Genomic DNA, 23,377 nt, shown 5'->3' with positions numbered 1-23,377 from the left:
TTATTGTCTTTTTCCAAATATGTCAGTGCCAATGCGTACCATGGTGGTACCAGCAGTGATTGCCGATTCCAAGTCGCCACTCATACCCATTGATAAAGTATCTACTTGAGGATATTGGTCCTTTAGTCTATCAAAGCAAGCACGCATTTGCTGAAAATATTCTAATTGTTTGGCTTTATCTGGGGTATTTTTGGTAATCGTCATTAATCCGCGTAAGTTTAACTGCCTGCTGTTATCGATAAGCGCTGCTAAGGGCTCTATTTCGTTGATAGTACAGCCGGATTTATTGTCATCATGACTGATATTCACTTGGATCAGAATGTTAAGCGGCATTAGGTTATTGGGTCGTTGCTCATTGAGTCGCTTTGCAAGTTTCTCTCGGTCAACACTTTGCACCCAACTAAAATTCTCTGCCACTAAGCGAGATTTATTTGATTGAATCGGACCGATAAAGTGCCACTCAATGTCACGATGATGCTTCAATGCATGAACTTTTTCTACGGCTTCTTGCACGTATGATTCGCCAAACTGACGATGACCTGCAAAATACGCATTTTCGATCATTTCTAAGGGTTTGGTCTTAGATACTGCTAATATTGTCACAGGGTGATCAAGTTGACAGTTTTGCTGGGCTATTTCGACCCGAGAATAGGCGGACGTTAGTCGTTCTGCTATTGTAACCATATTAATTATCAGCTCGTTGTGGAGTCATACATGGATATTACGGAATTATTGGCCTTTAGTGTTCAACATAAAGCCTCGGATTTACATTTATCATCAGGCGTTTCGCCAATGATAAGAGTTGATGGCGATGTTCGCCGAGTCAACATTCCTACCTTAGAGGCCAAAGATGTTAACTCGTTAGTTTATGATATTATGAATGATAATCAACGCAAAGACTATGAGCAAAATCTTGAAGTTGACTTTTCTTTTGAGGTTCCTAATTTAGCACGTTTTCGTGTGAATGCGTTTAACACCAGTCGTGGTCCTGCAGCGGTATTTCGTACCATCCCAGCAAAAGTGCTAACACTTGATGAGTTAGGCGCGCCTGATATTTTTAGAGATATAGCTGAAAATCCAAGGGGGTTAGTATTGGTTACAGGACCTACAGGGTCAGGTAAATCTACGACGTTGGCCGCCATGGTTGATTACATAAATGCGAATAAACACCATCATATTTTAACGATTGAAGATCCAATCGAATTTGTTCACCAAAATCAATTGAGTTTGATCAATCAACGAGAAGTTCATAGAGATACGCACAGTTTCAATGCGGCACTGCGCAGCGCTTTACGCGAGGATCCGGATGTGATCTTAGTGGGTGAGTTGAGAGATTTAGAAACGATTCGTTTAGCCATGACTGCAGCTGAAACTGGCCACTTGGTTTTTGGTACACTCCACACCACTTCAGCGCCAAAAACCATTGACCGTATCGTCGATGTATTTCCTGGTGAAGAAAAAGATATGGTGCGATCTATGCTGTCTGAATCATTACAAGCGGTGATATCACAAACTCTGGTTAAAAAAGTGGGCGGAGGGCGTGTAGCCGCTCATGAGATCATGTTAGGTATTCCTGCAATTCGTAACTTGATCCGTGAGGACAAAATTGCGCAGATGTATTCGGCGATTCAAACCGGTGCAGTTCATGGTATGCAAACAATGGATCAATGCTTAACGAATTTGATTAATCGGGGCCTAATCACGCAACAAGATGCGCAGCAAAAAGCACAAGATAAAAAACAATTTGGGACAGGATATTAAGAGGCTAATCCATAATGTTAAGTAACTATTTGCAAATGATGGTAGAGCAACAAGCCTCTGACTTATTTGTGTCCAGCGGGTTGGCTGTGAGTGCTAAAGTAGACGGAGAACTCAGGGCATTTGATGATCAAGTACTAGATGCAGAAACATCACTTTCGCTAGTTGAATCAGCAATGAGTGAGAAGCAAAAAGTACAATTTCATACTGAAAAAGAATGCAACTTTGCAATTGCAACTGAACAAGGGCGCTTTCGTGTTTCTGCATTTTGGCAACGAGATTGTGCGGGCATGGTATTACGGCGCATTGTCACACAAATTCCAGATGTAAATGACTTAGGCTTACCTTCAACACTGACCGATGTGATCATGGCAAAGCGAGGATTATTACTGTTTGTTGGTGGAACTGGCACAGGTAAATCAACGTCATTAGCGGCATTAATAGGGTATCGAAATCGTAATCAGCGTGGACATATTCTAACCATTGAAGATCCAATTGAGTTTGTTCATGAACACGCTAAGAGCATTATAACGCAAAGAGAAGTTGGTCTAGATACTGAAAGCTTTGAGGCGGCGCTAAAAAGCTCTTTGCGCCAAGCTCCAGACGTTATTTTGATAGGAGAAATTCGCTCACAGGAAACCATGGAGTATGCGTTAAGCTTTGCTGAAACTGGGCATTTATGTGTCGCTACCTTGCATGCGAATAATGCAAACCAAGCAATAGATCGAATCATGCACTTGGTTCCAAAAGAGAAGCACGACAAGTTAAAGTATGATTTAGCTCTGAATTTACGTGCGATTGTGGCGCAGCAATTGGTACCTTCGTCAAAAGGGGATGGGCGAGAAGCAGCTATTGAAGTGTTACTTAATTCGCCTTTGGTGGCTGAATTGATCAAAAAGGGGGATATTGGCGGCATTAAAGAAGCAATGAGTAAATCGCGTGATATTGGTATGCAAACCTTTGACCAGGCTTTGTTTGAGCTGTACAAGCAGCAACGCGTTAATTACGCTGATGCGCTTCATCATGCGGATTCACCGAATGATTTACGCTTGATGATTAAGTTACAAAATAATGAACAGCAAGGTGCAGGATTTTTGCAAGGTGTGACAGTAGATGGCTTGGATACAAAAAGCTAGCTATACGTTTATACTCGTTCTATTGTCACTATTTCCTAATGCATATGGTAATAGTGACAAGCATGTGCAAATGTATATTCGAGACGATGTATATAATGACTATGTGCGTTTTTTAGATGGTCGATCCCCTTTAGAAATTACCGATTTTCGAGGGGGGTATATTCGCCGAGATGTGGTTGACATGATTTTGGTTCAACAGGCACTACTACTCGGTGGTTTCAATAAATCATTTATATACCAGACCGGCAATGTAAATTTCAGAAATACTTCTTTGCTACGTCAAGGTAAATTATTACTGAGTTTTGATAGTTATTGGTTGGCGGATGCACAGGCCGAAAAAAAAGATGTGTTTATAAGCGATGCGGTCATTGAAGAAGGGGAGTATTTTGCAGGGATTTATTATGCGCCTAATAATGCATCAGTAGAGAAAATAGAACAAATTAACGATCTAAAAGACCTTTCGGCTGTCAGTACACCACGTTGGCGCACGGATTGGCAAACATTGAGCTTATTACCACTTCAGCGCTTAGCTGTCGAACATGAGTGGGTAGCACAGGCGCATATGGTCAGCAGAAAATGGGTAGACTTCATGCTGATGCCGTTGATGCCGAGTAAGGGCAATGAATATAAGTTAGAGGATATCCATTTAATTGCACATAAAAAATGGATTGTACTGTTACTAGGAAGCCGTCACTTTGTGGTCTCTCGCCATCATGTTGACGGAGAGCGGGCATTTAAGGCATTACAAATAGGACTTGCACTTTTAAGGCAGCAAGGAGCAATAAAAAAAGCCTACTTACAGGCAGGTTTTACTCCTGATCTGACGAAATTTAAAGTTTTAAACGCTTCAGAAGTTCAATGAATGAGGCGCGTTTACGGTTACCGCTTTATTTACTGCCATACACTTTCAAAGTAACTCTCTAAAATAATAACAGCAGACATACCATCGACATTACCTTTACCAAGGTTTTTATAACCACCTTGTTCAAATAATCGGGCTTTGGCATCTGCGGTGGTTAATCGCTCATCTTGAGTTTCGACGGCAATTTTGAAATGATTGTTTAAGCGATTCCCAAATTTTTTCGCTGCAAACGTCACATGTTGGTTGGTACCGTCCATATTGAGAGGTAGACCTACGACTAATAAATCAGGTCTCCATTGTTCTATATGTTTGGCAATGTCATCCCAATTAGGGATCCCATCACGCGCTTTTACAGCGCCAATACTGCTAGCAGTCCCCGTTACTTCTTGTCCAATAGCAAGGCCAATACTGGTCGTGCCAAAGTCAAAACCCATAATTGTACGCTGACCTTGCGGTGTTGATTCTTTTTTTGTCATGTTTATTAAGCATGCCCGGCTTGCGAACTGAGTTGCGCAATATCAATACCAAGCATTTGAACTGCTTTTTCCCATCTTTTTTCTGGTGGTGTGTTAAAAATAATGCCCGATTCGGCCTCAATCACTAACCAAGAGTTTTCGAGTAATTCAAGCTCCAGCTGCCCCCTTTCCCAACCTGCATAGCCTAAAGTAATTAAAAAAGAATCAGGACAGTTATGTGATGTGAGAGAGGCAAGTACATCTTTCGATGTGGTGATCATGATATCTGAACTAAGCTCTTGGCTAGACGCGTATCCAGGGGTGGGTGTATGCAACACAAAACCTCTGTCAGTATGGACGGGCCCGCCAGCAAACACTTGTTGATCTGCTGCTGAATTAGATTTGTCATTATCAATTTCAATTTTATCAAGCAACTCGCCAACGGTAACATCAATAGGGTGATTGACGACTAAGCCCATCGCCCCCTCTTCATTGTGTTCACAAATATAAGTGACGGTTTGTTTGAAAAAAGGGTCTTGTAAGTTTGGCATTGCGATTAAAAAATGATTTTCTAATGATTGCATAAGCTGACCCTCTAAATATTTTAATGAGTATGGTTTAGTTTTCGTTCAATCGCATCAAAAAGCTTGTCCATAATTGATATATCGTATGCAGCTTCAATTTCTTTAACACAGGTAGGTGCTGTGACGTTAATTTCTGTCAACTTGTCGCCGATAATATCTAACCCTACAAAAATAAGCCCTTTTTCTTTAAGGATTGGTGCAACAGCCTCGGCAATTTTTTTATCATCATCGCTAATTGGGCGAGCTTCTCCACGGCCTCCTGCGGCTAAATTACCACGAGTCTCACCGCCTTGTGGGATACGAGCTAGGCAATATGGCATGACCTCGCCATCAACCACGAGGACGCGTTTATCACCTTGTTTGATGGCTGGAATATATTGTTGAGCCATGGCGAAGCGGCTACCATGCTCCGTTAATGTTTCACAAATAACACCAATGTTAGGGTCGTCATGCTTAACTCTAAAAATAGACGCCCCACCCATACCGTCAAGTGGTTTTAGAATGATATCTTGATGTTTGTCTAAAAACGTTCTAATTTGCGCTTGTGATCGCGTCACAAGCGTATCCGGCGTGTGCTCGCTAAACCAAGCTGTGAATAGCTTTTCATTAGCATCGCGCAGACTTTGTGGTTTATTGACAATTAATGTACCCGCTTCTTCAGCACGTTCGAGCATGTAAGTAGCGTATATATATTCAGTATCAAATGGCGGATCTTTACGCATAAGAATAACGTCTAAATCACTGAGTGAAATATCTTGTTTCTCTTCTAGTTGGTACCAGTTTTTTGCGTCATCAAATACAGTGGCTTTAGCTGCGGTAGCCATAGCATTACCTTGATATAAATAAAGATCATCCATTTCCATATAAAAGAGCTCGTAACCACGAGATTGCGCCGCCATCATCATGGCAAAACCAGTGTCTTTTTTAATGTTGAAACCATTAATTGGATCCGAGATGATCCCTAATTTTTTTGCCATGTTGATACCTATATTAGCTTAGAATTATTTTATTCTGATATGGGGGTCGTTAGTCAGAATTAAAGAGCTAAATCACCAAATTGTAATTGCAGTGCACTAAGCACAGTAAGTGCCGCAGTTTCAGTGCGTAGTACTCTTGGTCCTAAACGTACATCAATAAACCCTTGTTCAGACGTAGTTGTCATTTCTTGATCAGTGAACCCGCCTTCTGGACCGACAATAAAGCGGATCCCAGAGCGGGGTTCTGGCAATGTTTTTATACTGTGTTGTGCTCTTGGGTGTAAGGTTAATTTAAGAGCATCGCATGGTTGAGATAACCAGTCATTGATATCAACAGGTGGATGGATGGTGGTAATGGTGTTTCGACCTGATTGTTCCGCAGCGGCAATGGCTATTTTTTGCCATTGAAGGTGTTTTTTTTGTAATCGTTCACCAGACAACTTGACCCCACAACGGGAAGTAAACAAAGGGGTAATTTCTGTTATACCCAGTTCCACCGCTTTTTGAATGGTAAAATCCATTTTATCACCGCGGGAGATCCCTTGGCCCAAGTGAATTTTTACTGGTGACTCACAGTCACGATCATTGAACTCAATTGGCGTCACAATCACTTTCTTTTTACTAATTTCTGTTATTTCAGATAAATATTCACCACCAAGGTTATTAAACAAAGACACATGCTCACCAACTTGCATACGCAGCACTCTCGCGATATGACCTGCTGCGTCATCATCAAGTGAAATAGGGGTGTTTAATTCAAAATTAGAGGGTTGAAAGATGTGTGGAACGCGCATAGTAGTCCTGTAATAACGGGGGAATAGAGCAATACTAAGCGTTAGTGACGCGATCGTCTAGTTATTCTCTGTTAGGAATAAGCGGCATTGGTTAAGTAATGTCTTCACTCTCGCTAAATTGACAAGATAAGTGATTATTGTGGCTATTTGATGATATTAACTGGTATTGATATCCATCAGTAAGCTGTTCAACTAAATATCGTTTAGGATGCAACGAATCTAGGATAAAAAGCTGTGCTTCATTGGCAAGCTTATAATCTAAAGATGAAATGAGCACACCTTGGATTTTATGGTGGTCATGTAAATAGGTCGCCAGTTCAGAGACGCTAATTTCGTTGGCAAAGTCGCAATAGCAATAATCGCTTATCAAGTTATCAAACATCATTTTAACTAAGTGGCGAGTATTATCGCCCGCAACAATGAGGTTCTCAGCTTGGTCGTTTGCTTTGAGATGCTCTGCAAGCTCTCGGCTAAATTCTGAATTACTATCTACCAACAAAAAATTGTCGAGGTTAATGGGCATAAATCCACCTTGTGAAGTCTTATCCAGTTGCAGACTACACAGAAAACATATTTATAAGTAAATAGCCTATTGCGGCGAAAACAGCAAACTCTAAACAAGCAACACCGATATTATCTTGGTGGTCAACTTCAAGTCCAATGTCAACTTTTGGCAACGAAAGTTGGAGCAAAATCGTGCTTGCTACATAAAGTAGCACCCACATTGCACCACAGTGTAAAACGACGGAAAAGAGGTTTTCAACCACAGTAGCGCCATGGTAAGGCGCACTGTGTAGGCCTGCATATATGGCTAATGCGAGCCCAATAGTTTTGCCAGCGTAGCGTATTCCAATGGAAGTATTTGCTAAATTAAAGTTTTGTTGTAAAGACGCCCCTTGGTTAACTTTCGCAAATCGACTTTCGCGTAACTTACTGTCTAAAGCAAAAATACCTTGCAGTAAAATAAAACCAAGTGTGACTACCAGTAAATCACTGATGCCACGCGGGTGCACCCAGTGATATAACGCCAAAACCAAAATACAATTAGCGATCAGCATGCCTGAGTCTACTAAAGCGGCACAAATATTTTGCTTTAAAATGGCTTGTTCTTCGTTGAATTTATATAAAATCCATTTCCGGTGGATATATTGACCCGCAGAAATGTACGCCAAAATAAGTATCAATAATACTGCAGCCCGCAGTGGTTGCTTTTGCGCAGCGGCCATACTGATATCATCAAATAGATAGGCAATACTAATGCAGATAACTGCAATTTGGCAGGCGTAATTAATACCTAGCGCAAAATTGTCTCTTTTTGCCACTTCTTCATGCAGTATTTGCTTTGCTTTATATTGAATGATTAAACGCAGTGCAGTAACCACCAAGCAAATAATTAAAAAACTACTAATAATCGCAAAAAAATTGATATTGGCGAGAGACAAATAACTCATGGGCAGTGTACTTTTGGTTACGAATATTATTACTATAACGACTCCCAACTTATTGAGCCACCAAGCAATGGAGTTTTTTCATGTCGGATATTGAATTGCCACCTATTTTACAGTCATTAGCTTTAGCGCGTTGGCATGGTTTATATCCAGAGCATACAGTGGTAAAGCCTTTGGCCAATTTGTTGGCATTGAGTGATTTTGCATTTCGAGTGCTGCAAAAGCAGCCTGAATTAGCTTGGTGGTTGTTAGATACCGCGCAAATGAACACACGCGAAGTCCTTGAGCCTTTACCAGCGGATTTACTCAGCGTCACTGAGTCGGAGTGTTTTCAACTGCTAAGACAATATCGACAGAGGTATTGGTTAAAAGTTATGTGGCTAGATTTGGTCAAAGAGAACGATATATCAGACAGCATTGCGTACATTTCAAATTTATCTGAATGCTTGATTGATGCCGCGAATCGTTGGGCATTTGCACATACGGTAAAACAGTGTGGTACTCCACTGGATGAGGCGGGGCAGGCACTTCCTATGTTAGTTCTCGGTATGGGAAAGCTCGGGGGGGCGGAGCTTAATTTTTCTTCTGATATTGATTTGATTTTCACTTATCCAAAAAATGTCTCTACAACTGGTGGGCGAAAACCTTTTGAAGCTCAAGTGTTTTATACCAAGGTGGCGCAAAAGCTGATTGCGGCATTAAACCAAGTTACTGTTGATGGGCAAGTTTTTCGAGTGGATATGCGATTGCGTCCTTTTGGGGAAAGTGGACCTTTGGTAATGAGTTTTGCTGCCATGGAAGACTATTACCAAGATCAAGGGCGTGAGTGGGAGCGATATGCAATGCTTAAAGCGCGACTGCTTGGCCATCACAGCAAATATAATGAAGAGTTTAAGCAACTATTAAGACCGTTTGTGTACCGTCGTTATATCGACTTTTCAGTGATCGAGTCATTAAGAAAAATGAAGTATATGATTGCACAAGAGGTGAGACGTAAAGGGCTTATCAATAATATTAAACTGGGTGCTGGGGGGATTCGTGAGGTGGAGTTTATTATTCAAGCCTTGCAAATGGTCAGAGGTGGGCGTGATGTTACATTGCAAACCCCATCACTACTTATTGCGCTTGAAGAATTAAAAAAGCTGGATGTGCTGCCTCCTGATACCGCGCAATTATTGATTGATAGTTATTTGTTTTTAAGAAGAGTTGAGCAGTATTTACAAGCATTTGATGATCAGCAAACGCAAACATTACCTGAGAATAACGTTGATATTGCACGCTTAAATACCTTATTAAAAACGGCAGACTTTGATGCAAGCTTGGCTGCTATTAGTCATAGAATGACTTCCGTGAGAGAAGAGTTTGCGCAAGTTATTGGTGAGGAACCACAAGAACAAAATCCCTGTGAGGAAGTGTATGGTTTTGCTTGGCTGGAAAGCGATTTTTCAGGCTTTTCGCAACAACTAATAGACACCCAAGCGCAAAAATGGAAGTTGAGACTGGATGATTTTAAAGTGAGTTTGCTTAAGCGTCAAATGGGCGCGCGAGGCCGCGATATACTCGATAAATTGATGCCTCACTTGCTGGAGCAATTAATCACACAACACGTTTCTTTTGAGGTATTTAGTGATGTACTGAAGGTGGTGATCACTGTCGTCTCGCGAACAACTTATTTAGAGCTGCTTTACGAAAATCAAGGGGCTTTAAAGCAATTAGTAAAGTTGTGTGCCCACAGCCGCTGGATTGCTGAGCATATTGCAAAATATCCTATCTTATTGGATGAGTTACTTGACCCTGCGGCGCTTTATAAGCCGTTACCATTATCAGCTTATAAAGATGAGATTAGGCATCAGTTTTTACGTATCGAACCTGAAGATTTAGAGTTACAAATGGAGGCGCTACGTCAATTTAAGCAGACCCAGCAACTACGAATTGCTGCGGCAGATGCGACTGGCGTGATTAGTGTAACGAAAGTGAGTGATCATCTTACTGCGCTGGCTGAGTCGATAATAACACAAGCCGTTGAGTTGGCATGGCAGCAAATGAAAGTACGCTATGGTATACCCTGTGGTGCATCGGAGGGAGAAAAAGGATTCGCAGTAATCGCCTACGGTAAAGCGGGCGGGTACGAGCTGGGATATGATTCAGATTTAGATTTAGTATTTGTACATAACCGAGATGGAGACAGTCATACGGATGGTATAAAGTCCATTTCAGCACGGCAATTTTACTTAAAATTGGCACAGCGATTAATGCATTTATTTAATACTAAAACAGCATCAGGTATTTTGTATGAGTTAGACACACGTCTTCGCCCAGAAGGGAATTCAGGGTTACTGGCTATCAACTTAGAGAGTTATTTTAATTACCAACAAACGCAGGCGTGGACGTGGGAGCATCAGGCGCTTGTACGTGCAAGAATGGTACTCGCAGAGGCAAGCATGCTACAGCGCTTTAATGAAATAAGAAATAGTATTTTGAGGCAACGTCGTGATAAGGAAAAATTACAACAAGATGTGTCGCAAATGCGAGAGAAAATGCGTCAGCATTTGTCTCAAGATTCAGAGTCTCAATTTGACTTAAAGCAAGGTCATGGAGGTATGACTGATATTGAGTTTGTTGCGCAATACTTAGTGCTAAATTATGCTCATCAGTCACCTGAACTAACACGTTACACTGATAATATTCGTATTTTTGAATGTGCAGAACGAGACGGTATTCTCTGCCAAGAGGAAAAGCAGCTATTAATAGATGCGTATTGTTTATATCGAGACAGTTATCATCAGCAAAGTTTAGACCAGCAAGGACGATGTATTGAAATGAATAATACCTTCAAGCTGCTTGCAAATGGTGTGCGCGGCATATTTGAAAAGTGTTTATAAAATAAGATGCAAGGTATTGTCATTGATCGTTGAAACTGTACTAAAAGCTTATCTGGGTTCTTATATCGGCATAGCATAGGAGTTTTTACAGCACCTATGTTACCTTTCTTGCAGTGATTGGAAGTTCAAACACACTTGGCTGAAAGCGCAGTTGGGTATTCACTATGGATACCTCTTAAGCTGAGTTGCCCAATGATAAAAAACAACAGTCCCTAGATGTCCTGTTGCATTGTACTTTTACCACAGTATACCGCTCATACTAAATCCAGCCTGTTACGCTGCATATATTGGTGAATGATATTCTTGAATATCTATTGTTTTTATAACAATAAAAAGTTAAACGAGTTTGGCTGAAAATTGAGATATTTCGTATAAATCAGCTTGTAGAGAGTGATTGTTTTTTGTTGTTTTCATAATAAATTATTTTAAAACAGCAGTTTACCCTTTTTTGTTATGAATAATTTATAAGTATTCATAAGTTGTTTGATTCCCCCTCTATCCCTTAAAGTTCACTTAAGCCCAGACTGATATGGTCATGGACGAATTAACGAATCTTAAAGGAATATAAATAAAGCATGTGGTGAAACAGTAACGGTGTCAGTAAACATACTGATACTTTACAACATACAGTGACCGTGGTGAGTTCATGTAAATAATGATGAGGTGAAAAAGGTACATATCACTCAAACTTTTGTTTATAGAGAACGGGCATAGATGCAAACCACTTCATTTTATGTGGTAAATGGTTCAAATTAATTTCATAAAAATAATTAAGGGAAATACAATGATAAAAAAAGCAGCGTTAGTATTAGGGGTTGCGTTGGGTATTATGAGTACAGCGGCAGAGGCCCGAGGGTACTGGGAATATAAAACTGTTTGTGATTACGAAACAGTGTACAAAGATGTAGACTTTACATCTTGTAGTTACGGGGGCTGGGAGAGTCAGAAGTACTTTAGAAGTTCTAGCATTCTCAATGGTCATGTTTCTTGTAGTAGTAGTATAAATAGCTCTCAGTGGGTCGATAAAGAGACATGTAATTGGGAATATCAAGGTGTTTATCCAAACCAAAAGTATGTGAGAGTATGTAAAATGACCCCAACATTTACATCAGTGTGGCTTAATTTAGAATCTCAATCACATCAGACTCGTCAAGATGCAGTGCGTCAAAAAGTACCAGGTTCTTGTCGTGAAGAGCGCGTATGGATCCCACTCTGTTCCAACTGTCAGATCCCTTAATTGATGGTTGAAATGGTACTCAGCCCATAAGTTAGTTTATGGGCTTTTTAAGATTAATTGGTGAGTTTTCGGCAGTTCTCTCTCACAAATTGAGAGGGTTTTTTAGTGATCACTGCAGCTCGTTGACGGTGGCAAAAAAAAGTATACACTTCGTATTCAAAGTCATCATTAATGGCTCGTCCAACCTGGTAGAGTGTTGATACAAAGTTTGTATCGACTCTAAAATTCTGCTTTACTACATAGTCACGTTCGAGATACCAAAATAATTCAATGTCTTCTTTTTTTGCATAGGCAGCAAGTGCACCTTTGAGTGTGTTTCCCATCTCAAATCGACGTGGTGCAACTTCGCCAGTCCAACGTTGGTTTGAAGGCTTTACGACTAAACCACGCTGAGCCAGTGCGTCATCAAGTGGAAAAGTAGGTTTACCAATTTCGATCACAAACTGCTCTCGTTCAGTATCTCGCTCATTAACCCGATTCTTAAAGCTCTCATAAAATTGTGATAACCCTTGAGCAGCGGCATTGGTGGATTGCCTCATGTCCATTTTTGGTAATGCACCGTATAAAAAATAATATGCAGCCCAAATCAAGATAATGGCAAGCGATAGGTGCTTTACCCAAAAAAGAACGGATGAAAGTGTTTTATTTTTTTTTGCCATGATTTCAAATGCTCAACATTTAGTAATATGATGGTGCGTCTTTGTCAGCACGCGTTTTAAAACGTCGGTGTAACCACATGTATTGTTCTGGGGCATGCATAATCGCTTTTTCCATTCGAGTGTTAACCCTGATGATATCGTCATTAGCGTTATCACTTGGGAAGTGCTCAAGCGCTGGGAGAATGGTTAAATGATATTTTCCTTTAGCATCCCTAGTGCCACTTAAACTGAGCGTTTCACAATGTTTACTGCTAGCAAAAAGCAAGGTTCCTGTGGTGTTTGCTGCATCAGCAACCTTAAAAAAAGGGGCAAATTCGCAGCGGTTGCGTCCATAGTCTTGATCAGGTAAGTAATAACAGAGCTTTTTGTTTTTCAAAGCTTGCAGCAGGCCCTTTACATCTCGCTTGCCAATTAAAAACTCATTTGACCGTAATCGCCCTTTGGTCATAAAGAACTCCATGAGCGCGTTATTATGAGGGCGATAAAATCCAACACCTTGTTGTTTTACACCTAAGATGCGCCCAAGCATTTCAAGGTGAAGCATATGAGGCACAAGTAATAACACCCCTTTTCCGCTGTGCTGTACTGCTTCAATGTGTTCTATACCAGATATAGAGCCAATGACGCGATTTATACGCCACTGTGGCCACCACCAAGCCATACCTGTTTCCAAAGTAGCCAATCCGGTATTTTCCATGTTGGTACGGACCATGGCTGCTTGCTGAGCAGCAGACAAATTAGGAAAGCATAACTTTACATTCACTTCGGCGATATGACGACGCTTTTTAAGAAATCGATGTACTAGTCGGCCTAACCCTTTACCAAGTAAAAATTGCGTTGATTGTGGCAACCAAGAAATGACATACATAAAACATACGCCTAACCATGTTAACCAGTATCTAGGCGCAAAGAATGCCAATTTTAAAGCGGGGTTTTTGACCACAAATATGTTCTCTTGCTGATATGATGAGGGTAGTTTATCTATATGTGCCGGAAAATACAAAAGCCGGCTAGGCCGGCTTAATAAATATACGATTTATGTATTAGAAACTATTGCAAATTAACCTTGCTTCAAACCTTTGTTAATTGCTTCTAAATCTGTACGAGAAAGCGTGCCGGCAGCTTGCTTTAATTTCAGTGATGAAAGTACATATTGATAACGTAAATTAGCCAGATTCTTTTTCGCGTTATATAAATTCTGCGTGCTCACTAAAACATCAACAATAGTACGAGTTCCCACTTCAAAGCCAGCTTCTGTTGCCTGTAATGCGCTTTCGGCTGAAACGACGGCTTGCTCTAGCGCGCGATATGTTGCCACGTTAGACATCACTTGGTTGTATGATGTGATCACAGAACGGGTAACTTCTCTCATGCTGGCTTCTAGATCTTCACTTGCGCCGACATACAGCGCTCGAGCTTGATCAGTTGCAGCTTGAGTACGACCACCAGAGTAAATAGGTACATTAAATGTTACACCAACCGTGGTTTGATCTTCACGAGGTTTATGTAATGCGCCATTGCTGTCAGCCAGAGAATCACCGTAACTCGCATTGAGTGAGAGTGTCGGGTAGTGTCCTGCTTGAGCTTGTTTAATTTGATCTTCAGCTATTTCCAAACTTGCTTTAGATATCGCAAGAGATAAGTTTTTATCTTTTGCTATATTAACAAAGTCAGTTGCTTTTCTACTCGGAGATACAGTTGAAAATGTGTCGGTATTGAGGGAATCAAGTTTACTGTGGTATTTACCTGTAATGGTACGCAGTGATTCTCGGGCAGTTTCAACATCATTTTTTGCGACAATTTCATTTGCGACAGCTCTGTCAAACTGTGCTTGTGCCTCGTGCACGTCGGTAATTGCTGTTAAACCAACTTCATAACGTTGCTTTGTTTGCTCTAATTGACGCTCAATAGCCCGCTTTTCGGCTTGTACAAACTCCAAATTATCGAGTGCACTTAAAACATCAAAATAACCTTGTGCTATGCGGACAACTAAATCTTGTTGAGCTAGTTCGTATTGGGTACTCGCTTGCATAGCTTGTTTTTCAGCGATGCTTAGAGATTCCCAGATGGACATATCAAAAATTGTTTGTTGTAGTGATAGAGTTCTGCTAAAAGTATCAGTAAAGCCACTACCTAGAGTATATCCGCTCAGATCATTTTGCTGACCGTACCCATCAGAGTCGACTTGCTGATATCCAGCTTCAAAACCTAGTTGTGGTAACAAAGCACCTAATGCACTGTCTTGTGCAAACTTTTGTGCATCAGCTTGTGCTTTAGCTTTAAGTACGATTGGATCATTTGCAGTCGCAATGTCGTATACTTGCAATAAATCTTCTGCGTACGTTAGGTTGCTGGTTAATGCACAAGATAAACCAACAAAAAGAGATAGTAAGCTTTTTTTCATTTTCGCTCAGTCCTTAGACAATTTTTTATACTGGAAGCATGTTACCCTGTTTTTTTTAGAAACGATAAACTTAATACGTAAATCAAAGCCAACAAGTGTAACAGAATATATAAGGCTCAAATTGGTTTACTAAGCCTCGCACGATAGTTTTAGCATATTGGGCCTTATGGTTAATTTTTAAACCCCAAATTTGAATTAAACAGGAAATAAAATGAACTCTATTAATGAATTTGATAACCAGCATGTAGAAGTGGAGTCAATCCATAGTGTTTATGAAGGTTTTTTTAAAATTCAGGCGTATTATTTTAAACATGCCTTATTTGTTGGTGGGGTTTCAAAGACCGTTCGGCGCGAGATTTTAGAGCGGGGACATGCGGTTGCGGTTCTGCCTTATGATCCAAAAACTGACACTGTGCTTTTAATTGAGCAAATACGTATTGGCGCAATGGCCACGAAGTCTTCACCTTGGTTATTGGAATGCATTGCTGGTATGGCTGAGGGGTCAACAGATTACAAACATGTTGCGCGTAAGGAGGCCCAAGAAGAAGCGGGGTTAACGTTAGACAAGTTGCACTTTATGACTTCTTATTTATCAAGCCCAGGGGGCACGACAGAACGGATTTATTTATATCTAGCTGAAACGGATTTATCACAAGCTGGTGGTATCTATGGATTAGAAAGTGAAGGTGAAGACATTAAAACTCATGTACTTCCTTATGACGATGCACTTGCCAGATTAAATACTGGCGAAATTGATAACGCTGCAACAGTGATTAGTCTACAATGGTTAGCATTAAATAGGGCGAAAGTCTTAAGTGAAGTAGCTGTAAAAAGTTGAGGTTTGACTTTGAGTGAAGTAGCAACTAGGCAAGGGTATATTCAATCCTTACCTAAATATATTACATTATGTGAGCGTAATTACTTGCGTGTTTTGAAAGTACTACCACCGGAGGAACCCGGTGCTCAACGTACGATTGAACTTGCAAATGCGCACTATGACATAGTTGTGGACGGGTGCGCCAAATACACCACAGACATTACTATTCGACAAACGGTTAGTATCAGTGACTTCTTGCCTGAGTTTCAGTTATCAGTGCGTTTGTATCATGATGCGAAGGTTGCTGAAGTTATTCATCATGATTTTCATCAACGTATTAAACCATCATATGGTTACCCTAACCCGAGCATGCATCAAAAAGATGAGAAGTATCAACTGAATGCTTTTTTGGCTGATTGGTTGATGGCTTGTTTGGAAAGTGGCAGAGTGCCATTAAACTGGGATGTAAACAATGGCATGGTTTAGGCACCCGTATCACTTTGATAAATCGAGTATAAAGTTGGCACATATCACAGATAGTCATTTGTTCTGTGATGAAATGGGGACGTATTTTACGGTTAATACTGCCGATAATTTTAAGCGTACGTTGTCATATATGGCCACATGCCACCTTGATGCCGTGATTTTTGGTGGTGATTTGACCCAAGATCATAGTGTTGAATCTTACCAATTGTTTGCTGAGCTAGTGCGAGTCTCTGAATTAGATTGCCCCGTATTCTGGCTTCCAGGCAATCATGATGAATTAACTGAGTTAGAGCAAATTAGCCTTGGTCAAATTCATTCAAATAAACACCTCAGGTTAAATGGTGCGGATATTTTTTTAATTAACTCAAAAGGTGAGACACCGGCTGGATGGTGTGAACAGCAGCATCTATTTGAGTTGCATCAGATGTTATTGTGCAGTTCAGAACAAGTTTTAGCATTTAGTCATCATCACCCCGTGCCTATTAATGGCTATTTAGATAAGCATATTTTGGAAAATGGTCCAGCGTTACTTAATTGTCTAGTCAATAGTAATAAAGCGGTAAGACTTGTGCATGGACATGTTCATAATGATTACCAAAGCACCTATCGAACAATGCATGTTTTAGCAACCCCTGCGACGTCAATACAGTTTAACAAAGGCACATCTCAGTGGCAGCAGCAAGACCGTGGCCCTGCGTTACGTATTATTAATTTTGGTATCAATGGGTTTGATTCTGAGGTGATATGGCTCGACGAGTAATCTACATTCATGGCTTTAATAGTTCAGAATTATCATTTAAAGCCCTGCAATTTGGTGAGTGGTTTGCGTCGCAAGGGTATTCGTGTGAGTATTTAACACCTAGGTTGAGCTTTGACCCACGTATAGCCATATCACAGCTAGTTGCATTAATTGAACCAGATACGGTACTAATAGGCAGTTCTTTAGGTGGATATTATGCGACATATTTATCACAATTGTATGGTTTAAAAGCAGTTGTGATTAATCCAGCGGTTAAACCTTTTGATTTATTAGCGGATTATTTAGGAGCACAGTATAATCCCTACCAAAAGGTACATTATGAATTAACGTTAGATCATGTAGAGGCTTTAAAGCAACTACATTACGCAACGTTAGTGCACCCTCAGTTGGTGATGTTGTTGCAGCAAATGGGAGATGAAGTATTACCTTATCAGCAAGCTGTGCGGTATTTTATGGCATGTGAACAACGTATCGAGTTTGCTGGAGATCATAGCTTTATGGCTTTTCAGCGCTATTTTGACACCATAGTCAATTTTTTAGAAATCACATAAAACTGAACGAATTTAATAAAAAGAATCCATTTATGAGCGAGCAAAACTATAACGCAGAAGCGATTGAGGTTTTAAATGGTTTAGAGCCAGTTAAACGCCGACCTGGGATGTATACGGATACCACTCGACCAAACCATTTGGGACAGGAGGTTATCGATAACAGTGTTGATGAAGCTCTTGCGGGTCATGCGACAAAAATAGATGTTATTTTACATGAAGATAACTCTTTAGAAGTGTGTGATGATGGTCGTGGTATGCCGGTTGATATTCATCCAGAAGAAGGCTTACCTGGGGTTGAGTTAATTTTAACCAAATTGCATGCTGGTGGTAAATTTTCAAATAAAAACTACCAGTTTTCAGGCGGTCTACATGGCGTGGGTATTTCCGTTGTGAATGCTTTATCGACGCGTGTACAAATCACCGTAAAAAGAGAAGGTCAAGTACATGAAATGGCATTCGAAAGTGGTGACAAAGTACAAGATTTAGAAGTGACAGGTACTGTCGGGAAACGTAATACTGGTACCTCGGTGCACTTTTGGCCCGACGCCAGTTATTTCGATTCAGCAAATTTCTCGTTATCCAAGCTTAATCATATCCTCAAAGCAAAAGCGGTATTGTGTCCAGGTTTAAAAATTCGTTTTATTAATAAACAAACCAAAGAGACACAAGAGTGGCACTATGAAGCAGGCCTAGAAGATTACTTAAAAGACAGTGCCGCAGGCTTTGAAGTTTTACCGAAAAGCCCTTTTATAGGGAATTTTAGTGGTTCAACAGAAGGGGTCGAATGGGCATTGCATTGGTTACCTGAGGGGGGGGAATCGATCACAGAGAGTTATGTTAACTTGATCCCTACTGCTCAAGGTGGCACACATGTCAATGGTTTGCGTCAAGGGTTACTTGAAGCAATGCGCGAGTTTTGTGAGTTTCGAAACTTGTTGCCAAGAGGGGTTAAATTAACACCTGATGATATTTGGGATAGGTGTAGCTATGTGTTGTCTGCAAAAATGCAAGATCCACAATTTGCGGGGCAAACAAAAGAAAAACTGTCGTCACGTTCTTGCGCCACATTCATTTCGGGTATTGTGAAAGACGCGTTTAGCTTATGGCTAAATGAACATACTGATACGGCCGAATTGCTTGCTGAATTGTGTATTAGCAACGCGCAAAAGCGTATGCGTGCCGCGAAAAAGGTGGTTCGTAAAAAAGTTACGTCAGGGCCTGCCCTACCAGGTAAGTTGACGGATTGTTCAGGAACAGAAACAGAGCGTTCAGAATTATTTTTAGTGGAAGGTGACTCTGCAGGTGGTTCAGCAAAGCAAGCCAGAGATCGTGAGTTTCAAGCGATAATGCCACTTCGAGGTAAAATTTTAAATACATGGGAAGTGGAGTCAGGCCAAATATTGGCATCTCAAGAAGTACACGATATTTCGGTTGCTTTGGGCATAGACCCTGACTCAGATGATTTATCTGGTCTGCGATATGGCAAAATATGTATTCTCGCGGATGCTGACTCTGATGGATTACACATCGCGACTTTGTTATGTGCATTGTTTGTACGTCATTTTCAAAACCTAGTTAATAAAGGGCATGTATACGTTGCTATGCCGCCATTATTTCGAATTGATGTCGGTAAAGATGTATTTTATGCATTAGATGAAGATGAGAAAAAAGGCGTATTAGCGCGGATTGAGGCAGAGAAAAAACGTGGCAAAGTGAATGTTCAGCGATTTAAAGGATTGGGGGAAATGAACCCGCTTCAACTACGAGAAACCACCATGGATCCTAATACCCGTCGTTTGGTGCAATTGACACTGGATGAACCAGAGCACACGATGGAAATGATGGATATGTTGTTGGCTAAAAAGCGTTCAGGGGATCGTAAAGTTTGGTTAGAAAATCATGGCGATAAAGCCGAGTTTGACGCTTAAGGTGGTTATATGAAACATATATTGATACTGCTAAGCTGTCTTTTAGCACCTTTAAGTTCTGCACAAATATTAGATAATTTGTCACTGCCGAGTGGTTATGAAATTAGTTACTTCGCACAAGATGTTGATAATGCTAGGCAAATGGCTGTGTCAGCCAATGGTATCGTGTATGTCGGCTCGAGAAAAGCGGGCAAAGTGCACGCATTGATTGATGATAATAAAGATGGCATAGCAGATCGTAAAATTGTTCTAGCTGAAAAGCTAAATATGCCATCTGGATTGGCAATGAAAAATGGCAATTTATTTGTGGCTGAGGTTAGTCGAGTTATTCGCTTCTCTGATATTGATCTGCAATTAAAGCGCCAAGCGAAGTCGTTTGATTATGATGTGGTGTTTGACGATTTGCCAGACAAACGGCACCATGGCTGGAAGTTTATTCGTTTTGCCAATAATGGTGAATTGCTTATTCCGGTTGGTGTGGCGTGTAATGTTTGTGAGGAAAACCCCAAATTTGGTCGAATTTTTTCTCTGAATTTAACCACCAAGAAACTGACCACTGTTGCCCAAGGTGTTCGAAATTCAGTGGGTTTTGATACAAATCCAAAAACGGGCAATTTGTGGTTTAGCGACAATGGCCGAGACATGATGGGAGATGATATACCCCCCGATGAAATCAATCGAGTGAGTAAGCCACAAGAGCATTTTGGTTTTCCATTCGTTCATGGTGGCAGTGTACTTGATCCTGAGTATGCAAAAAACAAAACTTTAATGGATTTTCAGCACTTTAGCGCGCCAAAACTAGCATTGCAAGCACATGTAGCGCCGTTAGGGTTGCACTTTTATCGCGGTACACATTTTCCAGAAAAGCGGCATAACACTTTGCTTGTTGCAGAACATGGCTCGTGGAATCGTAGTAAAAAAGTTGGCTATCGTGTGATGATGGCGACAATTAAAGGCGGTGAAGTCACCGCTTATGAGCCGCTGGTAAGTGGTTTTTTATCTAAAGAGCAAACCTTAGGTCGTCCGGTTGCATTTGCTGAATTGGCAGATGGTACTTTGTTGGTATCGGATGATTATGCGAATGCGATTTACCGTATTCGCTATAACAATAAATAGGGTGTTACATGACTGATCCTCAAGCCTTGTCGTTACAAGGCATTGAACAACAGACTATGGGGCGTTTTACTGAAGACGCTTACCTTAACTACTCCATGTACGTGATCATGGACCGCGCATTGCCACATATTGGCGATGGATTGAAACCTGTACAGCGACGTATTATTTATGCAATGAGCGAGCTTGGCCTTTCGGCGTCGGCGAAATATAAAAAGTCTGCGCGTACGGTTGGTGACGTATTGGGTAAGTATCACCCTCACGGGGATAGTGCATGTTATGAAGCCATGGTTTTAATGGCGCAACCTTTTTCTTATCGTTACCCGCTCGTAGATGGGCAAGGTAACTGGGGGGCTGCTGACGATCCTAAATCATTTGCGGCAATGCGTTACACCGAAGCTAAACTCTCTAAATTTGCAGAAGTTTTATTAAAAGAGCTGGGGCAGGGGACTGTTGATTGGACACCAAACTTTGACGGTACAATGGATGAGCCTAAGGTACTACCAGCACGGTTACCGCATATTTTGTTAAATGGGGTGACGGGTATCGCAGTTGGTATGGCAACAGATATTCCACCACATAATGTAACAGAACTCGCAGCTGCAAGTTGTTTATTGTTAGATAAACCTAAAACGACGTTAGATGAATTATTGGATGTGGTACACGCGCCCGATTATCCAACAGATGCAGAAATTATTACACCGAAAGCCGATATCAAAAAGATTTATACAACGGGCCGTGGCTCGATAAAAATGCGTGCAGTGTACACTGAAGAGCAAGGTGAAATCGTCATTACTGCATTACCTCACCAATGTTCGGGTGGTAAAGTTTTAGAGCAAATTGCAGCGCAAATGACGGCGAAAAAACTGCCTATGGTGGCTGATTTACGTGATGAATCTGATCATGAAAATCCAACACGCATCGTCATTGTACCCCGTTCAAACAGGATCAAATTTGAACCCTTAATGGCACACTTGTTTGCGACTACGGATCTTGAGAAAAGTTACCGTGTTAACTTGAATATGATTGGACTTGACGGTCGCCCACAGGTAAAGGACTTACGTCAGATTTTATCTGAGTGGTTGATTTTCCGTCGTGATACGGTAAGGCGCCGTTTACAGCACCGATTAGATAAGGTTTTAGCTCGACTACATATTTTAGAAGGCTTAATGACCGCCTTTTTGAATATCGATGAAGTAATTGAAATCATTCGTACCGAGGAAAAACCAAAAGTAGAACTGATGTCGCGATTTGCGTTATCCGATCGTCAAGCTGAGGCTATACTCGACCTTAAATTACGTCATTTGGCTAAGCTAGAAGAAGTAAAGATTCGTGGTGAGCAAGATGAGTTATCTATAGAGCGAGATAAACTTGAATTGACGCTAGGCTCTGAGCGCCGTATGTCAACTTTAATGAAAAAGGAAATTCAAGAGGCTGCTGAATTGTATGGAGATGAGCGTCGTTCTCCTGTCATTGAACGTGGAGAATCTAAAGCGCTCAGTGAAAAGGATTTAATTCCATCAGAAGCCGTGACAGTGGTTTTATCTGAAAAAGGGTGGGCACGAGTTGCCAAAGGTCATGATATTGATGCGCAAGGGCTAAATTACCGCTCTGGGGATGCGTATAAAGGCGCTGCGAAAGGAAAAAGCAATCAACCAGCCGTTTTTTTAGATACATCAGGTCGCGCATTTGCGACAGATGCTCACAGTTTACCCTCTGCGCGTAGCCAAGGTGAGCCGATGACAGGTCGTTTTAATCTGGCATCAGGATGTAATTTTGAACATGTTCTCATGGGCGAAGAAAATACCTTGCTCTTGATGGCAACGGATGGTGGTTATGGCTTTATTACTGAATTTAGTGATTTGATCAGTAAAAATAAAAACGGCAAAGCCCTTGTGAGCGTGCCAAAAGGTGCTGAGTTAATTGCCCCAATTGAAGTGCATGATGTTGCTTCTGATATGTGTATGGCCATTTCAAATGAAGGTCGAATGTTGTTGTTCCCACTACGTGACTTACCTAAGTTGGCCAAAGGAAAAGGAAATAAGATCATTTCAATACCAAGTGCAAAAGTACAGGCCCGAGAAGAGTTTGTGAAGGTTTTAGCATGTGTACCTGAAGGTTGTGCAGTCACTTTACATGCAGGAAAGCGCAAATTGACATTGAAGCCGAGTGATTTAGAGCATTATTACGGTGAACGTGGAAGACGTGGAAATAAGTTACCTCGAGGGTTGCAGCGAGTGGATGAATTTGAAATAGAAATCCCTAGCTTAGAAAGTAAGGGAGGCTTAGAGGAAGAAAATGACGGGACAGCCTCATAGTACTTAATTTATTTGACTATAAAAACGGCCCATTGTGATGGGCCGTTTTTAGTTAAATAACCTAAACTTTGGGCAATGGATACGCAAAAATAATTGCTTGTGAGTTCAGCGCGGCAATATCCAGAAGAAACCGCATTGAAACATTTTACTCAGGGCAAGTAGACTGTAATTCTCTGTAATACGCATTGTCGACATTGTGAACTATCTT

General features: G+C 41.0%; 22 protein-coding genes. 12 read left to right on the top strand and 10 right to left on the bottom strand.

Annotation, left to right across the window (positions count from 1 at the left end):
• Entirely contained in the window at positions 1 to 684 is a 684-nt protein-coding gene (locus J8M01_RS16205; protein WP_192506342.1) for a YggS family pyridoxal phosphate-dependent enzyme, read from the bottom strand.
• A 30-nt stretch (positions 685 to 714) separates the two neighbouring features.
• On the opposite strand from J8M01_RS16205, the gene J8M01_RS16200 reads away from it, so the two are divergent.
• From J8M01_RS16200 to J8M01_RS16190, 3 genes are read left to right on the top strand one after another with little or no spacing between them, the layout of a single operon-like run.
• On the top strand, positions 715 to 1,761 hold the full coding sequence (locus J8M01_RS16200; RefSeq protein ID WP_010362491.1) for a type IV pilus twitching motility protein PilT: 1,047 nt from the start codon (positions 715 to 717) through the stop codon (positions 1,759 to 1,761).
• A 14-nt stretch (positions 1,762 to 1,775) separates the two neighbouring features.
• On the top strand, positions 1,776 to 2,894 hold the full coding sequence (locus J8M01_RS16195; protein WP_192506343.1) for a PilT/PilU family type 4a pilus ATPase: 1,119 nt from the start codon (positions 1,776 to 1,778) through the stop codon (positions 2,892 to 2,894).
• Entirely contained in the window at positions 2,872 to 3,756 is an 885-nt protein-coding gene (locus J8M01_RS16190) for a hypothetical protein (RefSeq protein ID WP_211058675.1), read from the top strand. The genes J8M01_RS16195 and J8M01_RS16190 overlap by 23 nt, the downstream gene beginning before the upstream one ends.
• A gap of 29 nt (positions 3,757 to 3,785) precedes the next feature.
• Here J8M01_RS16190 and ruvX read toward each other — a convergent pair whose 3' ends face one another.
• The 6 genes from ruvX to J8M01_RS16160 all read right to left on the bottom strand — a co-directional run bounded on the left by ruvX (position 3,786) and on the right by J8M01_RS16160 (position 8,017).
• Positions 3,786 to 4,232 (bottom strand): Holliday junction resolvase RuvX, encoded by a 447-nt coding sequence (ruvX, locus tag J8M01_RS16185; RefSeq protein WP_211058674.1) that lies wholly within the window; start codon positions 4,230 to 4,232, stop codon positions 3,786 to 3,788.
• 5 nt (positions 4,233 to 4,237) lie between these two features.
• Entirely contained in the window at positions 4,238 to 4,795 is a 558-nt protein-coding gene (locus tag J8M01_RS16180; RefSeq protein ID WP_192506346.1) for a YqgE/AlgH family protein, read from the bottom strand.
• A 20-nt stretch (positions 4,796 to 4,815) separates the two neighbouring features.
• Complete coding sequence (gene gshB, locus J8M01_RS16175; protein ID WP_192506347.1) at positions 4,816 to 5,772, bottom strand: glutathione synthase; 957 nt, start codon at positions 5,770 to 5,772, stop codon at positions 4,816 to 4,818.
• A gap of 59 nt (positions 5,773 to 5,831) precedes the next feature.
• Positions 5,832 to 6,566 carry a 16S rRNA (uracil(1498)-N(3))-methyltransferase gene (gene rsmE, locus J8M01_RS16170; RefSeq protein WP_192506348.1) on the bottom strand — a complete coding sequence of 245 codons (735 nt, stop codon included), beginning with the start codon at positions 6,564 to 6,566 and terminating at the stop codon, positions 5,832 to 5,834.
• Positions 6,567 to 6,657: 91 nt separating this feature from the next.
• On the bottom strand, positions 6,658 to 7,089 hold the full coding sequence (locus J8M01_RS16165) for a hypothetical protein (protein WP_192506349.1): 432 nt from the start codon (positions 7,087 to 7,089) through the stop codon (positions 6,658 to 6,660).
• A 34-nt stretch (positions 7,090 to 7,123) separates the two neighbouring features.
• Positions 7,124 to 8,017: a hypothetical protein gene (locus J8M01_RS16160; RefSeq protein WP_192506350.1), complete on the bottom strand. Its 894-nt coding sequence runs from the start codon at positions 8,015 to 8,017 to the stop codon at positions 7,124 to 7,126.
• Between the two features lie 80 nt (positions 8,018 to 8,097).
• Here J8M01_RS16160 and glnE point away from each other — a divergent pair, with 80 nt between their 5' ends.
• Both glnE and J8M01_RS16150 read left to right on the top strand, forming a co-directional pair.
• Complete coding sequence (glnE, locus tag J8M01_RS16155) at positions 8,098 to 10,896, top strand: bifunctional [glutamate--ammonia ligase]-adenylyl-L-tyrosine phosphorylase/[glutamate--ammonia-ligase] adenylyltransferase (protein ID WP_211058673.1); 2,799 nt, start codon at positions 8,098 to 8,100, stop codon at positions 10,894 to 10,896.
• Between the two features lie 784 nt (positions 10,897 to 11,680).
• On the top strand, positions 11,681 to 12,133 hold the full coding sequence (locus tag J8M01_RS16150) for a hypothetical protein (protein WP_192506352.1): 453 nt from the start codon (positions 11,681 to 11,683) through the stop codon (positions 12,131 to 12,133).
• Positions 12,134 to 12,186: 53 nt separating this feature from the next.
• Here the strand turns inward: J8M01_RS16150 and J8M01_RS16145 are convergent, their stop codons facing one another.
• The 3 genes from J8M01_RS16145 to tolC form a co-directional block, all read right to left on the bottom strand.
• Positions 12,187 to 12,792: a TcpQ domain-containing protein gene (locus J8M01_RS16145; RefSeq protein ID WP_192506353.1), complete on the bottom strand. Its 606-nt coding sequence runs from the start codon at positions 12,790 to 12,792 to the stop codon at positions 12,187 to 12,189.
• 19 nt (positions 12,793 to 12,811) lie between these two features.
• Positions 12,812 to 13,735, bottom strand: a complete 924-nt coding sequence (lpxL, locus tag J8M01_RS16140; RefSeq protein ID WP_211058672.1) for an LpxL/LpxP family Kdo(2)-lipid IV(A) lauroyl/palmitoleoyl acyltransferase — start codon at positions 13,733 to 13,735, stop codon at positions 12,812 to 12,814.
• 117 nt (positions 13,736 to 13,852) lie between these two features.
• Positions 13,853 to 15,196 carry an outer membrane channel protein TolC gene (gene tolC / locus J8M01_RS16135; RefSeq protein WP_210995861.1) on the bottom strand — a complete coding sequence of 448 codons (1,344 nt, stop codon included), beginning with the start codon at positions 15,194 to 15,196 and terminating at the stop codon, positions 13,853 to 13,855.
• A 211-nt stretch (positions 15,197 to 15,407) separates the two neighbouring features.
• On the opposite strand from tolC, the gene J8M01_RS16130 reads away from it, so the two are divergent.
• From J8M01_RS16130 to parC, 7 genes are read left to right on the top strand one after another with little or no spacing between them, the layout of a single operon-like run.
• Positions 15,408 to 16,034, top strand: coding sequence for an NUDIX domain-containing protein (locus tag J8M01_RS16130; protein ID WP_192506356.1), 627 nt, complete (start codon positions 15,408 to 15,410; stop codon positions 16,032 to 16,034).
• A gap of 9 nt (positions 16,035 to 16,043) precedes the next feature.
• A complete protein-coding gene (locus tag J8M01_RS16125) occupies positions 16,044 to 16,499 on the top strand; it encodes a DUF1249 domain-containing protein (protein WP_192506357.1) in 456 nt (151 codons plus the stop codon).
• Positions 16,486 to 17,259 carry a metallophosphoesterase gene (locus tag J8M01_RS16120; RefSeq protein WP_192506358.1) on the top strand — a complete coding sequence of 258 codons (774 nt, stop codon included), beginning with the start codon at positions 16,486 to 16,488 and terminating at the stop codon, positions 17,257 to 17,259. Before J8M01_RS16125 ends, J8M01_RS16120 begins: the two co-directional genes overlap by 14 nt.
• A complete protein-coding gene (locus J8M01_RS16115; RefSeq protein WP_192506359.1) occupies positions 17,244 to 17,810 on the top strand; it encodes a YqiA/YcfP family alpha/beta fold hydrolase in 567 nt (188 codons plus the stop codon). Before J8M01_RS16120 ends, J8M01_RS16115 begins: the two co-directional genes overlap by 16 nt.
• Before the next feature lie 32 nt (positions 17,811 to 17,842).
• Positions 17,843 to 19,738 carry a DNA topoisomerase IV subunit B gene (gene parE, locus J8M01_RS16110; protein WP_192506360.1) on the top strand — a complete coding sequence of 632 codons (1,896 nt, stop codon included), beginning with the start codon at positions 17,843 to 17,845 and terminating at the stop codon, positions 19,736 to 19,738.
• A gap of 9 nt (positions 19,739 to 19,747) precedes the next feature.
• On the top strand, positions 19,748 to 20,854 hold the full coding sequence (locus tag J8M01_RS16105) for a PQQ-dependent sugar dehydrogenase (RefSeq protein WP_211058671.1): 1,107 nt from the start codon (positions 19,748 to 19,750) through the stop codon (positions 20,852 to 20,854).
• An 8-nt stretch (positions 20,855 to 20,862) separates the two neighbouring features.
• Positions 20,863 to 23,169: a DNA topoisomerase IV subunit A gene (gene parC, locus J8M01_RS16100; protein WP_211058670.1), complete on the top strand. Its 2,307-nt coding sequence runs from the start codon at positions 20,863 to 20,865 to the stop codon at positions 23,167 to 23,169.
• Positions 23,170 to 23,377: the final 208 nt, after the last annotated feature.

Origin of the sequence: Pseudoalteromonas sp. MMG005 (assembly GCF_018101015.1) — a bacterium.
In the GTDB taxonomy this organism is placed as follows: Bacteria; Pseudomonadota; Gammaproteobacteria; order Enterobacterales; family Alteromonadaceae; genus Pseudoalteromonas; species Pseudoalteromonas aurantia.
This window is presented reverse-complemented; position numbering and strand designations above follow the sequence as displayed.

Coding starts and splice junctions, on each gene's coding strand:
- parC (WP_211058670.1), top strand. CDS start 20,863: ATGACTGATCCTCAAGCCTTGTCGTTACAAGGCATTGAACAACAGACT.
- parE (WP_192506360.1), top strand. CDS start 17,843: ATGAGCGAGCAAAACTATAACGCAGAAGCGATTGAGGTTTTAAATGGT.
- gshB (WP_192506347.1), bottom strand. CDS start 5,772: ATGGCAAAAAAATTAGGGATCATCTCGGATCCAATTAATGGTTTCAAC.
- J8M01_RS16150 (WP_192506352.1), top strand. CDS start 11,681: ATGATAAAAAAAGCAGCGTTAGTATTAGGGGTTGCGTTGGGTATTATG.
- J8M01_RS16115 (WP_192506359.1), top strand. CDS start 17,244: ATGGCTCGACGAGTAATCTACATTCATGGCTTTAATAGTTCAGAATTA.
- J8M01_RS16195 (WP_192506343.1), top strand. CDS start 1,776: ATGTTAAGTAACTATTTGCAAATGATGGTAGAGCAACAAGCCTCTGAC.
- J8M01_RS16130 (WP_192506356.1), top strand. CDS start 15,408: ATGAACTCTATTAATGAATTTGATAACCAGCATGTAGAAGTGGAGTCA.
- J8M01_RS16145 (WP_192506353.1), bottom strand. CDS start 12,792: ATGGCAAAAAAAAATAAAACACTTTCATCCGTTCTTTTTTGGGTAAAG.
- J8M01_RS16165 (WP_192506349.1), bottom strand. CDS start 7,089: ATGCCCATTAACCTCGACAATTTTTTGTTGGTAGATAGTAATTCAGAA.
- J8M01_RS16205 (WP_192506342.1), bottom strand. CDS start 684: ATGGTTACAATAGCAGAACGACTAACGTCCGCCTATTCTCGGGTCGAA.
- ruvX (WP_211058674.1), bottom strand. CDS start 4,232: ATGACAAAAAAAGAATCAACACCGCAAGGTCAGCGTACAATTATGGGT.
- tolC (WP_210995861.1), bottom strand. CDS start 15,196: ATGAAAAAAAGCTTACTATCTCTTTTTGTTGGTTTATCTTGTGCATTA.
- rsmE (WP_192506348.1), bottom strand. CDS start 6,566: ATGCGCGTTCCACACATCTTTCAACCCTCTAATTTTGAATTAAACACC.
- J8M01_RS16120 (WP_192506358.1), top strand. CDS start 16,486: ATGGCATGGTTTAGGCACCCGTATCACTTTGATAAATCGAGTATAAAG.
- J8M01_RS16160 (WP_192506350.1), bottom strand. CDS start 8,017: ATGAGTTATTTGTCTCTCGCCAATATCAATTTTTTTGCGATTATTAGT.
- J8M01_RS16190 (WP_211058675.1), top strand. CDS start 2,872: ATGGCTTGGATACAAAAAGCTAGCTATACGTTTATACTCGTTCTATTG.
- J8M01_RS16180 (WP_192506346.1), bottom strand. CDS start 4,795: ATGCAATCATTAGAAAATCATTTTTTAATCGCAATGCCAAACTTACAA.
- glnE (WP_211058673.1), top strand. CDS start 8,098: ATGTCGGATATTGAATTGCCACCTATTTTACAGTCATTAGCTTTAGCG.
- J8M01_RS16105 (WP_211058671.1), top strand. CDS start 19,748: ATGAAACATATATTGATACTGCTAAGCTGTCTTTTAGCACCTTTAAGT.
- J8M01_RS16200 (WP_010362491.1), top strand. CDS start 715: ATGGATATTACGGAATTATTGGCCTTTAGTGTTCAACATAAAGCCTCG.